This window comes from Streptomyces racemochromogenes (assembly GCF_039535215.1).
In the GTDB taxonomy this organism is placed as follows: Bacteria; Actinomycetota; Actinomycetes; order Streptomycetales; family Streptomycetaceae; genus Streptomyces; species Streptomyces racemochromogenes.
Window position 1 is genome coordinate 1,008,623 of sequence record NZ_BAAAWT010000001.1, and the last position, 13,133, is coordinate 1,021,755.

At 74.6% G+C, this 13,133-nt stretch carries 12 protein-coding genes; 6 read left to right on the forward strand and 6 right to left on the reverse strand.

Features of this window, described 5'->3' with window-relative positions:
* Window positions 1-112: 112 nt before the first annotated feature.
* The gene (locus ABD973_RS04775) at window positions 113-643 is read left to right on the forward strand and encodes a nucleotide triphosphate diphosphatase NUDT15 (protein ID WP_345498713.1); all 531 of its coding nucleotides are present in this window, start codon (window positions 113-115) and stop codon (window positions 641-643) included.
* Between the two features lie 13 nt (window positions 644-656).
* Here the strand turns inward: ABD973_RS04775 and ABD973_RS04780 are convergent, their stop codons facing one another.
* The 3 genes from ABD973_RS04780 to ABD973_RS04790 form a co-directional block, all read right to left on the reverse strand.
* Complete coding sequence (locus tag ABD973_RS04780) at window positions 657-2,747, reverse strand: DHA2 family efflux MFS transporter permease subunit (protein WP_345498715.1); 2,091 nt, start codon at window positions 2,745-2,747, stop codon at window positions 657-659.
* Window positions 2,748-2,799: 52 nt separating this feature from the next.
* Window positions 2,800-4,155 (reverse strand): 6-phospho-beta-glucosidase, encoded by a 1,356-nt coding sequence (locus ABD973_RS04785; protein ID WP_345498717.1) that lies wholly within the window; start codon window positions 4,153-4,155, stop codon window positions 2,800-2,802.
* A 259-nt stretch (window positions 4,156-4,414) separates the two neighbouring features.
* On the reverse strand, window positions 4,415-5,287 hold the full coding sequence (locus ABD973_RS04790) for an MmyB family transcriptional regulator (RefSeq protein ID WP_125602945.1): 873 nt from the start codon (window positions 5,285-5,287) through the stop codon (window positions 4,415-4,417).
* A 332-nt stretch (window positions 5,288-5,619) separates the two neighbouring features.
* On the opposite strand from ABD973_RS04790, the gene ABD973_RS04795 reads away from it, so the two are divergent.
* From ABD973_RS04795 to ABD973_RS04805, 3 genes are all read left to right on the forward strand, one after another.
* Window positions 5,620-6,288 carry a helix-turn-helix domain-containing protein gene (locus ABD973_RS04795; protein ID WP_125602946.1) on the forward strand — a complete coding sequence of 223 codons (669 nt, stop codon included), beginning with the start codon at window positions 5,620-5,622 and terminating at the stop codon, window positions 6,286-6,288.
* A 64-nt stretch (window positions 6,289-6,352) separates the two neighbouring features.
* Entirely contained in the window at window positions 6,353-6,910 is a 558-nt protein-coding gene (locus ABD973_RS04800; RefSeq protein ID WP_164720989.1) for a toxin-antitoxin system, toxin component, read from the forward strand.
* Window positions 6,907-8,082 (forward strand): MAB_1171c family putative transporter, encoded by a 1,176-nt coding sequence (locus tag ABD973_RS04805; RefSeq protein WP_125823131.1) that lies wholly within the window; start codon window positions 6,907-6,909, stop codon window positions 8,080-8,082. Before ABD973_RS04800 ends, ABD973_RS04805 begins: the two co-directional genes overlap by 4 nt.
* Window positions 8,083-8,157: 75 nt before the next feature.
* On the opposite strand, the gene ABD973_RS04810 is transcribed toward ABD973_RS04805, so the two are convergent.
* Entirely contained in the window at window positions 8,158-8,934 is a 777-nt protein-coding gene (locus tag ABD973_RS04810) for a bestrophin-like domain (protein WP_125602948.1), read from the reverse strand.
* A 60-nt stretch (window positions 8,935-8,994) separates the two neighbouring features.
* Window positions 8,995-9,567: a hypothetical protein gene (locus ABD973_RS04815; protein ID WP_345498726.1), complete on the reverse strand. Its 573-nt coding sequence runs from the start codon at window positions 9,565-9,567 to the stop codon at window positions 8,995-8,997.
* 144 nt (window positions 9,568-9,711) lie between these two features.
* Between ABD973_RS04815 and ABD973_RS04820 the strand changes: the two genes are divergently transcribed.
* Window positions 9,712-11,031, forward strand: a complete 1,320-nt coding sequence (locus tag ABD973_RS04820; protein ID WP_125823129.1) for a sensor histidine kinase — start codon at window positions 9,712-9,714, stop codon at window positions 11,029-11,031.
* Entirely contained in the window at window positions 11,019-11,678 is a 660-nt protein-coding gene (locus ABD973_RS04825) for a response regulator transcription factor (RefSeq protein WP_125603570.1), read from the forward strand. The genes ABD973_RS04820 and ABD973_RS04825 overlap by 13 nt, the downstream gene beginning before the upstream one ends.
* Window positions 11,679-11,689: 11 nt before the next feature.
* Here the strand turns inward: ABD973_RS04825 and ABD973_RS04830 are convergent, their stop codons facing one another.
* Window positions 11,690-12,943 (reverse strand): glycosyltransferase 87 family protein, encoded by a 1,254-nt coding sequence (locus tag ABD973_RS04830; protein ID WP_345498731.1) that lies wholly within the window; start codon window positions 12,941-12,943, stop codon window positions 11,690-11,692.
* Between the last annotated feature and the right edge of the window lie 190 nt (window positions 12,944-13,133).

Genomic DNA, 13,133 nt, shown 5'->3' on the forward strand with positions numbered 1-13,133 from the left:
CGGCGTCCCGTACGACGATCTGACCGCCCAGAGCCTGCACGTCCGGAGCCCGGCCGAAACTCGCACATCCGTCCTAGGGTGGGCGCGCCGCCCCACCGGCGAAGATGACCTCATGGCCAGCGAACACGAGAACGCCCGCGACACCGGATCCCGCCCCGAAGGCTCCCCGCCCGCCCGCGCCCTCGCCGGGATCCACGCGACCGTCGGCGTCGGGCTGATCGTCGTCGGCCCCGACGGCCGGGTCCTGCTCGGCCGGGCCCACGACGGGAACTGGGAGCTGCCCGGCGGCAAGGTGGACCCCGGGGAGCGCTTCGAGGAGACCGCCGCCCGCGAGCTGGAGGAGGAGACCTCCCTGCGGGCCGACCCCGGGGACGTCGAGCTGCTCGCCGTCCAGCTGTACGCGGACCCCGAGCCGCCGACCCGTCTGACGGTGGCCGCCCTCACCCGTTCGGCCGAGGGCACCCCGGCCGTCACCGAGCCGCACAAGATCGCCCGCTGGCAGTGGTTCGCCCCGGAGGAGATCCCCGGCGCCCTCTACCCTCCGTCGGCGGCCGTCCTGCGCGTCTGGCGCCCGGACCTCACGGCCCTGCCGCCCGTCCCCTCGCACGACTATCCCACCGGCACCGGAAGCAGCCCCTCCTAGAAGCGGCAACGGCCTAAGCCGTGCGCCGGGGCGCGAAGTTGCCCTGCCCCAGGTCCTCGGCCAGCAGCCGCTTCGCGATCGCGTCCGCCGCCGCCCGCAGCTCTCCGCTGCCCGGGCGGCCGCGGTCCCGCTCCAGCCGGTCCCCCAGCCAGTCCGCCCAGGCCCGGGAGATCACGGCGGCTTCCCGCTCGCCCGCCCGGGTGTGGGCGAAGAAGCCGTTCTGCCGCGTCAGGAAGCCCTCCTCCACCATCCGGTCGAAGACCGGCAGCAGCACCTCCGGCGGCAGCGACAGCCGTGAGGCGATCAGCCCCAGGCCGGCGTGCCCCACGGTCCGGGTCATCAGGTCCACCTGCATCACCGCCCATGCGCCGGCCATGTCCAGGCGCGTGTCGGAGGCGTTGACGATGGCCCGCGCCGTGTCGGGCCCCATGTTCCGCACGAGCTTGCCGACCGCCAGCTCCAGCAGCTTGGCCGAGTCCCCCGAGGCCGTGGCCGGGGAGGCGAAGCCGTCGCCCATGTCGGTCGAGCCCGCCCGGGCACTGTCGCGCAGCCGGACCTGCTTGAGGAACAGCGCGACGACGAAGCCCACGGCGGCCACCGGCACCGTCCACAGGAACACGGTGTGCAGGGCGTCGGCGTACGCGTCGACGACCGGGCCCGCCGCGGCCGGGTCGAGCCCGTGCACCCCCTGCGGGCTCTGCGCGGCGGCCCCGATGCGGGCCGGGTCGGCGCTGGTGGCGCGGGCCGCCTCGGCGATGGCGGCGTTCAGTTCGGGCTCCAGGCTGCCGGCGTAGATCGTGCCGAAGACGGCGGTCCCGAAGGAGCTGCCGAGCGTACGGAAGAAGGTGACTCCGGAGGTCGCCGTGCCGAGGTCGGCGTAGTCGACGGTGTTCTGCACGGCGATCGTGAGCACCTGCATGCACAGGCCGATGCCGGCGCCGAGCACGAACATGTACACGGACTCCAGCCAGGCGCCGGTGCCGGGCCCCATCAGCGACAGCAGGTACAGGCCGGCGCCCATCACCGCGCAGCCGACGATGGGGTAGATCCGGTACCGGCCCGTCTTGGAGGTGGCGTTGCCGCTGAAGACGGACGCGATGAGCAGGCCGACGACCAGCGGCAGGGTCCGTACGCCGGACAGGGTGGCGGAGTCCGCGTCCACGTACTGGAGGTAGGTCGGCAGGAAGGTCATCGCGCCGAGCATGGCGAAGCCGACGACGAAGCTGAGGACGGAGCAGACCGTGAAGACCGGGTTGCGGAAGAGCCGCATGGGCAGCATCGGTTCGGCCGCCCGGGTCTCGGCCAGGCAGAACAGGGCCAGGGCCAGCGCGCCGCCCGCGAACAGGCCGATGATCACCGGTGAGTCCCAGGCGTACTCGTTGCCGCCCCAGCTGGTGGCCAGGATGAGGGCGCTGGCTCCGACGGTGACGAGGGCGATGCCCGGGTAGTCGATGACGGGCCGGCCGACGGCGCGTACCGAGGGGATGGTGCGGGCGGCGGCCACGACGACGAGGACGGCGACGGGGACGTTGACGTAGAAGGCCCAGCGCCAGCTGAGGTGGTCGGTGAACAGGCCGCCCAGCAGGGGTCCGATGACGGTGGCGACGCCGAAGACGGCGCCGATCGCGCCCTGGTACTTGCCGCGTTCGCGCAGCGGGACGACGTCGGCGATCAGCGCCATGGAGGTGACCATCAGGCCGCCGGCGCCGATGCCCTGCAGGCCCCGCCACAGGATGAGCAGGGTCATGTTGCCGGCGAGGCCGCACAGGAACGATCCGGCGATGAAGACGACGGCGGAGATCTGAAAGACGATCTTGCGGCCGAAGAGGTCGCCGAACTTGCCGACCAGCACGGTCGCGACGGTTTCGGCGAGCAGGTACGCGGTCACCACCCAGGCCATGTGGGCCGCGCCGCCAAGGTCCGCGACGATGGTGGGCAGGGCGGTGCCCACGATCGTCTGGTCGAGCGCGGCCAGCAGCACGCCCAGCATGATCGTGCCGAAGACGACGTTGCGCCGCCGCCGGTCCAGCACGGGGGGCGCCGCGGCGACGGCGCGGGCAGTGGTCACATCTCGCACTCTCACAGCGCCCCCACCGCGGCGCATGCCGCAAGCCGCCGTACGGGTGAAACCGCCGCCCCGGCCGCGGCCGAGGGCGTCAGCGCAGGTAGGCCAGGCCCGGGTGCTCCGCCGCGTACCCGTCCAGCAGCCGCCGGGCCACCGCCACCGAGTCCACCAGCGGGTGCAGCGCGAAGGCCTTCACCGCGTCGGCGCGGGAGCCGCTCGCGGCGGCGGCCAGCACCGCCCGCTCGGCCGCCTTCACGGAGGTGACCAGACCCACCGCGTGCAGCGGCAGGGGTGCCGCCGACACCGGGTGGGCGCCGTTCGCGTCGACCAGGCAGGGCACCTCGACGACCGCCTCGGAATCCAGCACGGACAGGGTGGTGCCGTTGCGGACGTTGAGGATCAGCGTGGCCCGCTCGTCGCGGGCGATGGCCCGCATCAGGGCGAGCGCGACCTTCTCGTAGCCGCCGGACTCCAGGTCGCTCTCCTCGCGCTCCCCGACGCCGGCCACCTCGCGGTTCTCCGACATGTACGTGGCCTCGCGCTCGGCCCGGGTGCGTTCCCAGGCGGCGAGCGCCGCCCCGGCGGGCCGGCCCCGCCGGCCGGCCTCGGCGTAGAAGCCGCGCTGCTGGTCGCGCAGGAAGGCGCCGCGGGTCTGCTTCGCCTCCTGGTAGGCGCGTACCGTGTCACGGTTGAAGTAGTAGTAGTGCAGGTACTCGTTGGGGATCGCGCCGAGCGAGCGCAGCCAGTCGGCCCCGAAGAGGCGCCCCTCCTCGAAGGACTCCAGGGCCTCGGGGTCGGCCAGCAGCCGGGGCAGTTCGTCGCGCCCGCCGATCCGCAGGCCGCGCACCCAGCCGAGGTGGTTGAGGCCGACGTAGTCGATCCAGGCCTCGCCGGGCCGGGCGCCGAGCAGCCGGGCGATCCGGCGGCCGAGCCCGACGGGCGAGTCGCAGATGCCGATGACCCGGTCGCCCAGTTCCTCGGCCATGGCCTCGGTGACCACGCCGGCCGGGTTGGTGAAGTTGATGACCCACGCCTGCGGGGCGGTACGGGCGATCCTGCGTGCGATCTCCCGGGCGACGGGCACCGTCCGCAGGCCGTACGCGATCCCGCCGGCACCCACCGTCTCCTGGCCCAGCACTCCCTCGGCCAGTGCGATCCGCTCGTCCGCGGCGCGGCCCTCCAGGCCGCCGACGCGGATGGCGGAGAAGACGAAGTCGGCCCCGCGCAGGGCCTCGTCCAGGTCTGCGGTGGCGGTGACGGCCGGGGCGTCCGCCGCGCCGGAGGCCGCGGCCTGGTCGGCGAGGACCCGGGCCATGGCGGTGAGCCGGGCGGGATCCTCGTCGTAGAGCGTCACGTGGGACACCCGGCCCTCGGCCCGGTCCGCCAGCAGGGCCCCGTAGACGAGCGGGACGCGGAATCCGCCCCCGCCGAGGATGGTCAACCGCATGCCCATGTCCGCCCTTCCACCGTCGTGGCCGCGGCCACGGCCCGGGGCTGCCCCGGGCACGGGCGAAGCCACGGCTCCGGCGGCACCGCGGCGGTGCCACGATCCGTGGCATCCGCGCGGTGTCGCGGATCGTGGCATCCGCAGCACCGAACCAGGCAGTCGGTTTGGCACCGTGCCACCGACCCCGCCCCGGCACGGGCCGTGGCGCGTGCTTCAGGGGACCAGTCTCCCCTTCAGGGGACCAGTCTCCCCCGCGGCGTCACTCCCCCAGCGGCGGCACGGCCCGCAGACGGGCGCCCTGCTGCTGCGGGAAGCCCCCGCCGCCGCGCACCGGACCGGCCGGCAGGCCCTGCGGGGCCGAGAGCACGAGGGTGATCCGGGTCAGGCCCATGCCCTCCAGCATTCGGCTGGATTCCGCCACCATCCGGCACCGCACCAGCCCCCAGCCGGGGTCGGGGTGGCGCACCGTCCGCACGGCGCCGTCCAGTTCGGCGGCGGCCTCCCCGTGGGTGGTCAGCCAGTGCGGGACCCCGTAGCGGTAGGCGGCCTCCATGAACGGGTCCCGGGCCACCTCCTGACGGATGCTCCGCAGTCCCTCGTCCTCCGGGGCCTCGCCCAGGGCGGTCGCGAACCGGGCCAGCAGCGGCACGCACCAGGCCGGCTCGTGGTCCTCCAGCACGGCCGCGGCGTCCGGGTGGAACAGCACGAAGCGCAGGAAGTTGTCGTCCGGCAGGGCCGTCGGGTGGGGGCGGACCGACTGGAACAGCCGGTCGAAGGCCGAGTTGGTGAGGGCCACGTCCCAGCGGTGGTCCACCAGGAAGCTCGGGTAGGGCACGGCCTCCATGAGGGCCGCGTAGTCGACGAGGTAGTCGCGCTGGGCCGGGTCCTGGGGCAGCCGGTTCTCCTCGGCCGCGCGCCAGGTGGGCGGTGGGTCCCGGTCGACCATGACCCGGAACAGCCAGAAGCACTGCCGCTCGCTCATCTCCAAGGCCTCGGCCAGGGCGAGCAGTTTGCGGTCCGTCCACTCCTTGACGAGCCCGCGTTCCCAGTTTCCGTACGCGCGCACGCTGATGCGCAACCGCGACGCGACGTCGTCCTGGCTCAGGCCCAGTTCTTCGCGGCGCTGGCGCAAAATCTCCTTGCGCCGCTCCGTTCGCACTGCGCCGCGGGGCTCTTCGCCCGTCAGGCGCTCCTCACCGGCTCGGACGAGGCCATCAGACGGGCCCACCGCTGCGAGATGTGGCACCGAGAGCTCCCCCTCCTCAACGGTCTGGATCTTCATTTCCGTGTGGCGATCCTGCTACCGACTTCATTCGAGTGTCAACTATTGTGGCAATTCCAGCCGAGCGACAGCTCATTCCCGCCACAGCTGTGGCAAGTTCTGGCTCTCCCAAAACAAACCGGATAGATTCCTCAAGGCCGACCACGTGCCCACTGACCTCGCGCGATCTAGGAGAACCACTGGTGACAGACGGCTTCCCGGCTCCCGTCGCGGTGGCCAACGCGCCCCTGGCAGCGACCGTCACGCGGGTCGCCGAACTGGCGAACAAAATGGGCCGCGACCCGAACCAGGTCTTCGACCTCCGCCGGCTCTCCGAGGCCTCCGGGGTTCCCACCGATGTGATCAGGAGCCTGCTCGACGGCCGGCGGGCGGGTGAGCCCGATCTCCAGGCGCGCTTCCTCCAGCGCCTGGACCTGCTGCGACGGACCCGGGTCAAACCCAACGGGCGCCGCTACACGCAGCAGGAGATCGCCGACGGCGCCGGCATGTCCCGGCAGCAGGCGGGCGCCCTGATCAACGGCGACCGGCGGCCCACGATGGAGCACTGCGACGCCATCCAGCGGTTCTTCGGCGTGCACGCGGGCTTCCTCACCGCCCACGACGCCGACGCCCTCACGGACGCGCTCCAGCGCACCGAGCAGCAGCTGCTCCAGGACTTCGCCGGGCGCGAGCGGCAGACCGTACCGGCGGAGGCGGCTTCGGCGGGCGATCCGCTGGCAAGACTCCTGCAGAACCACGGCGTACGGGGCATCGCCTGGCGCGCCGCCCAACTGCCCAGCGACAAGCACCGGGACAAGGTGACCGAATGGCTGGACATGCTTCTCGAAAGCGTCAAACCGAACGAATCATGACCCAGTCGAAAGTCTGGATCTGATCCTTGAGTCCTGATCCGGATCCGCGCCGACGGGGAGAACGGTGAGCATAGGCAGAGCGCAGCGGCGGTTGTGCGCGGAGCTGGTGTCCGGCATCAAGCTGGCCGCCCCCGTGCAACCACTGGACCTCTACGCCGCCCTCTGCGAGGGCATGAGCAGGCACCGCGGCCGCCCGGTGGAGTTCCGGATGGCCGCGTTCCCGCAGGGGACCGCGAGCGGCCTCTGGCTCGACATGGCGGACCGGGACCTGGTGGTCATCGAGGAGCGCACCGCGCCCGACCACCAGCTCGTCATCCTCGGCCACGAGCTGTGGCACATGAAGGCCGGCCACTGCAGCCACCACGTCGACGGGGCCGCCGTCGCCGCCCGCCTGCTGACCGACGCCGCCGACCTCGGCGAGACGGTCCGCAGCGTCGCCGCCCGCACCCGGGCCGACGTCCAGGAGGAGACGGAGGCCGAGAGCTTCGGCCTCCTGCTGGGCAGCCGCTGTCGCACCTGGCTGGCCGGATCGGCGGGCCACCGGCCACCGGCCCAGCGGGACGAGCTGGCCGGCCGCATCGAGACCTCGCTCGGCTACCGGGGGCGCAGGAACGACCGTTGAGCGGACCGGACTACTACATCCCGGCTGCCGCGATGGCAGTGGCCCTCGTGTGCAAGCTGCCGGCGCTGCGCGCCAACGGGCGCGATCCGCTCCTGCGGTCCGTCTTCGTCCTGCTCCTCCTCGGCGGCTCGGTGTTCACCTTCGCCGCCCCGCCCACCATCGCCGCCGTCAACCGCTGGACCGGCGTCCCCAACGTCTCCGCCCCGCTCGTCTACTGCCTGATGACCGCCTTCAGCGCCTCCTGCCTCGTCCTGATGTTCAACTGGCGCGGCGGCCCGGCGCAGGAGATCCGGCGCACCTCCCAGCGCTGGATCGCGGGCTACTCCGTGGTCATCGTGGCCATCGTCGTCCTCTTCGCCCTCGGTGACGCCCCCGTCGAGCGGCTGCGGGACTTCGACACCTACTACGCCAACACGCCGTACATCCGCCTGATGATCACGGCCTACCTGCTGGCCCACAACGCCGCCGTGCTGATGATGGTGTCGATGTGCTGGCGCTGGTCCCTGCGGGTCGGCGGCTGGCTCCGGGCCGGACTGGTGATCATCGTCGCCGGTTACACCATCAGCCTCGCCTACGACGCGTCCAAGATGTCCGCCGTCGCCGCCCGCTGGCTGGGCCACGACCTGGACTACCTCAGCACCTACCTCGCCCCGCCGCTGGCCGCCTTCGCCGCCCTCGTCAGCTCCGTGGGCTTCGTACTGCCGCTCGCGTGCCAGCGCGTGTCCGACAGCTGGCGCACCTGGAGCACCTACCGCCACCTCGGCGCGCTGTGGCACGAGGTGCAGAGCACCGTACCCCGCGGCACGCCCTGCGTACGGATGTCCTGGTGGTCCCCGGCCGCGATCCGGGTGATCCAGCGGGAGTCCGACATCCACGACGGCTTCCTGCGCCTGGGCCCGGCCTTCGACCGGCACCACCGCGACACCGCCTACGAACGGGCCCGGGCGGCCGGGGCGGACGAGGAGACGGCCCGCGCCGTCGCGGACGCGGCGATGGTGGTCGCCGCCGTACGGGCCGCCACCGCCGCCCCGGAGGCGGCCGGGAGCGGCGACGAGGAGCGGGTGCCGCTGCTGGCCGACGGGCCGCGCGACCTCGTCCGGATCTCGCACGCCCTGCGGCACTCGCCGCTCGTGGCCGCCGTACGGCGGCAGGAGGCCCCGGCCGGAGGCTGAGCGCCGCCGTACGGGGCCTGGCGCGCGCCCCCTGCCAGGGCCCGCGGGGGCTCAGCGGAAACCGGCGGGCGGCGCTCAGCGGGAGGCCGTCACCGACAGGGCCGGGAACAGGTCCTGGAAGGGGCCGGCGGAGTCGGTCCCGTCCCGCCCGTACGGGGCGTCGAAGCTCCACACCATGAACAGCAGGAACACGATCAGCGCGCTGAACAGCCCTGCCAGCAGCAGCTCGCGCCCCGAGCGCCGGATCTGCAGGGTGAAGATCAGCCCGATGGTGACGAGGCCGCCGACCACCAGCCCGAACCAGACCACGCTCGGCAGGGTGGACTCGTCGCTCTGCGTGCGCGAGTGCCGGGCGTCGTCGGCGGCCGCGATGTGGTCGAGCAGCGGCTGGTAGGCCTGTGCCTGGAGCTCGTTGGCGGGGCTCTGGTGGGTGACGTCGGTGCGCAGCTTTCCGAGGAGCTGGGCGCCCTCGGCGGAGGCGTCCTGGCCGGAGACCAGCCGCGGCCAGTCCACGCTGACGGTGTGGGCGACGTAGGCGTCCACCTCGCCGCGGATCCGGTCGCGGACGGGGCCGGGGTAGACGTCGGCCCGCTGCGTGACCTCGTACAGCGACTGGGCCTCACGGCGCACGCTGTCCTCGGCCGCGCCGCGCGCCTCCCAGACGCCCGCGATGGCCAGGCCCAGGACGATCGCGTAGACCACGCCGACCATCATCGTCATGTACTCGATGACGTCGGGGGTTTCGCTGGTGTCCTCGTCGTCCGCGACCCGGCGGTGCCGGACCACGGTCATGGCGAGGACGAGGGCGCAGACGAGCGCCATGGCGATGGCCAGGACCAGCCATTCGGACACGAGGGATCTCCCGTTCGTGGGTGCGTGGGTGCGTGGATGCGTGAGGGGCGCCCGGGGGCGTCAGCTCCGGCTCTTGGAGCGGGGGCGCAGCGCGGCGGCGGCCAGCACGGCCGGGGTGGTCATGACCACCATCAGCATCATGGTGCTCAGTCCGTCCGGGCCGCGCCGTGCCAGGGCCGCCGAGTGGTACGGGCGTACGTGGAACCGGCTCACCCGTTCGGCGGCGGCTGCGGCCCCGGGCGGGGCGGGGGCATCGGCCGGGGCCGGCTCCGGCCGCGGGTCCGCCGCCGGCGGGGCCTGCGGCGGCTGCGCCGGCCCGCCGGGCACCGCCGCCCCGGGCGCGGGCCGCTCCGCGAGCCCCGGCGCGGCGCCGGGGTGGCGCACCGTGGGCAGGACGGCGCCGGGCACCGTCACCCGCACGGGCGGCTGCGCCGACGGGGTCCCCGGCCGCGCCACGGGCGGGGGCGGCATGACGGGCGGCCGCCCCGCGGGCGGCTTCGGCGGCCCTCCGGGCACGCACACGTCGACCCGGGCCCCGCGGCCGTGGCCGTCGCCCGCGACCGCCACATGGCCGTGCAGCGGGCAGAGCGCGGCCACCAGCCCCGCCCCGGCGAAGTACTGCCAAGCCGTCACCGCGGTCCTCCCGATCCGGCAGCCGATATGAGGGTTACGGCTGAAGAAACGATCAAGGCCCGCATTCGGACACGCGCCGGACAGGTCAAGATCCTTGTGCGACGGCTCACTTAGCGTCCGGCACGGCTCACCTAGGCTGTCGGTATGTCCGCGTCCATACCCTCCGTACCCGTCCCCCCGGCCCCGCCCGCCCCGCCCGTCGCCGTCTGGCGGGCCGCGCGGCGGCCGCTGCGGTTCCTGGGGTCCTGGTGGCCCTGGCGGTGCTGGGCGTACCTCGGGAGCGGGTTCCCCCTCGGGTACGGGGTGCTGCTCGCGCTGGCGGTGCTCCTCGGGCTCGGGGTGCTGCTCGCGGTGGCCGGGGTCGGGCTGTTGCTGCTGACCGCCGCCCTGGCGGGGGCGGTGCCGCTGGGGGAGCTGGAGCGGCGCCGGCTGCGGTGGGTGGAGCCGCGGCCGGTGGCCGACCCGCACACCTCGCTCGCCGGGGCCGGCCCCGCCGCCTGGCTGCGGACCCGGCTGCGCGAGCGCGCCACCTGGCGGGAGTTCGGGTACGCCGCCCTGCTCGGGCCGGTCTTCGGGGCGGCCGGCCTCGGGGTGGTGTCGCTGCTGGCGTTCTCGCTGATGCTGGTGGCCTCCCCCGTCATCGTGTGGGCGCTCGCGCCGGAGCCGGTGATGCTGGTGCCCGGCGAGGTGGTGGCCGGACCGCTGGAGGCGCTGGGCGGTACGGCCGTGGGGCTGGCCGGGCTGGTGCTGACCGCGTACGCGGGTGCGCTGATCGCCGGGGCCCAGGTCAAGTGCGCCCGGCTGCTGCTCGGGCCGCGCACGGAGGACGACCGGGTGCTGGAGCTGACCCGCTCGCGCGTGCGGCTGGTGGAGGCGTTCGAAGCCGAACGGCGGCGCATCGAGCGGGACCTGCACGACGGGGCCCAGCAGCAGCTGGTGGCCCTCAGCATGACCCTGGGCCTCGCCGAACTGCGGCTCCGCGCGCACCCGGAGGCGGCGGACGCGGCCGCGCTGGTGAGCCGGGGCCGCGAGGAGGCCAAGCTGGCCCTCGCCCAACTGCGCGACCTCGTACGGGGGATCCACCCGCAGGTGCTCACCGACCACGGGCTCGCGGCGGCGGTGTCCGAGGTCGCGCTGCGCCATCCCGTGCCGGTGACGGTGGACCTGGAGCTGCCCCGGCTGCCCGAACCGGTCGAGGTCACCGCCTACTTCACCGTCGCCGAGGCCCTGGCCAACGCGGCCAAGCACAGCGGCGCCTCCCGGGTCGGCGTCGCCGGTAGGGTCGAGGGTGACCGGCTCACTCTCACCATCACCGACGACGGCCGCGGCGGGGCCGATCCCGGCGCGGGGGCGGGCCTGGCGGGACTCGCGGACAGGGTGGCGATGTTGCGGGGCAGGCTGACGGTGTCCAGTCCGGTGGGCGGTCCGACCGAACTGAGGGTGGAGGTCCCGTGCTCCGGGTGATCCTGGCCGAGGACTCCGTCCTGCTGCGGGCCGGGCTGACGGAGCTGCTGACCCTGGGCGGCCACCGCGTCCTCGCCTCCGTCGGCGACGCCCCCGCGCTGCTGCGGGCCGTGGCCGCCGAGCGTCCCGACGTGGTCGTCACGGACGTGCGGATGCCGCCCGGGCTGCGCGACGAGGGGCTGCGCGCGGCCCTCGAACTGCGCTCCGCGGACCCGTCCCTGCCGGTCCTGGTGCTCTCGCAGTACGTGGCCACCGCGTACGCGACCCAGCTCTTCACCGGCGGTTCGGCGGCCGGGCTGGGCTACCTGCTCAAGGACCGGGTCGGGGAGGTGGAGGAGTTCCTCGACGCGCTGCGCCGGGTGCACGAGGGGCAGACGGTCATCGACCCGGAGGTGGTCCGCGTCCTGCTCGCGCCGCGGCCGGCGAACGAGCCGCTGGCCCGCCTGACCCCGCGCGAGCGGGAGGTGCTCGCGCTGATGGCGCAGGGCCTCAACAACCAGGCCCTGGCTGCCCGCCTGTTCATCACCGAGGCCTCCGTCGTCAAGCACGCGAGCAGCATCTTCACGAAGCTGGACCTGGACCCGACGGAGGGCAACCGGCGCGTCCTGGCGGTCCTGGCCCACCTGCGCGGAGCGGAACCGGCCTGAACCGGGGACCGCTACCGGGCGCCCGCGGCGGGCGCGGACACCGCCCGGTCCGGTCCCGCCGCGCTCCCGGCGGCCGCCGGGGGTGCGGGCCGGGCCGGGCCGGAGACCGTCACCACGCGGGAGACCGCCGGGCCGGCCGGGCTCGCCGAGCGGGCCCAGGCGGCCAGCAGGAGCGGCAGCGCCAGGTAGCCGAAGCGGCCCGCCGGGGCCAGCAGGAAGGCCAGGGTCAGGCCGAGCGCGAGCCGGTCGGCCGCGGCCACCACCGTGCGCGGCGGGCGCACCAGCAGCGACACCGCCACCCCCAGCCCGCCGAGCGCCAGCAGACCCACCGTCAGGTACCAGCCCCACGGCGCGAGTTCCGCCAGCAGGTGTCCCGGCAGCGGGCTGCTCGCCGGGGTCGCCACCTCGGCCCGGCCGGTCGGGAAGGCGAACACCTGCCGCCACAGCTCCCCCGGCTGGAGCAGCAGGCCCGGCACCACCAGGGCCGCCGTACCCAGCAGCGTCACCAGAACGCACCGCAGCGCCGCCCGCCGGCCCCGGCACGCCGCGAGGAGGGCCAGTACCACCGCCACCGCGGGCAGCGCCGTCCACTTCAGGGCGCACGCCGCGGCCAGGGCCGCCCCGGAGGCCGCCGGGCGGCCGGAGGCGGCCGCCGCGAGGGCCAGGCAGCACAGCCCCGCCAGCGGCAGGTCCACCCCGCTCACCGCGAGCGGGAGCGCCACGACCGGCGAGGCCACCAGGGCCGGGAGCAGCGGGGAGGGGGCGGCGCCCAGGAGGCGGCGGCCCGCCCGCATCCCGCCGAACAGCACGGTCGCGCACCACAGCCGGGCGTCGCCCAGCAGGCGCACCGCCCACTGGTGCCCGTCGCCGGAGCCGTCGCCGAGCAGGGCGCGCGGGATGCCCAGGAGGGCCATGCCGGGGAGGTAGGGGGTGTACTCCTCGACCCCGGCCGGCTGGTCCACGTAAAGCCTTCCGGTCTCCAGCAGGAGCCGCCCGGACCGCTCGATGACGCCGACCTCGGACTGCCCCTGTCCGGTGAGCACCAGGTACAGCAGCGGTACGGCCACCGCGCCCAGCAGCGCCGCGGCGAGCGCCTCCCGGCGCCGGCCCAGGGCGGTGGCGGCCGCGGCGGCGAGGTATCCGGCGGCCGCGCACCAGCCCCACAGGCGGTGCGGGGCGAGGGCGGAGAACAGCGGGAACGACAGCGCCCAGGCGGCCGCGAGCAGCCAGCCGGCGGTCCACCGGACGGTACGGGAAGGGGTCATGGACCCATTCCAGCCGCGCACCCCCGGCCGGGTCTGCACGCCCAGGCGGAGTCCTCATGGTGGGGTTTTGCCTACCCTCGGGGACCGGCCAACCCCCGGGCCCGGCCCGCCCCCGGGCGCGGCCTACCCCCTGGCGCGGCCTACCCCCGGGCCCGGCCAACCCCCGGGCCCGGCCAACCCCCGGGCGCGC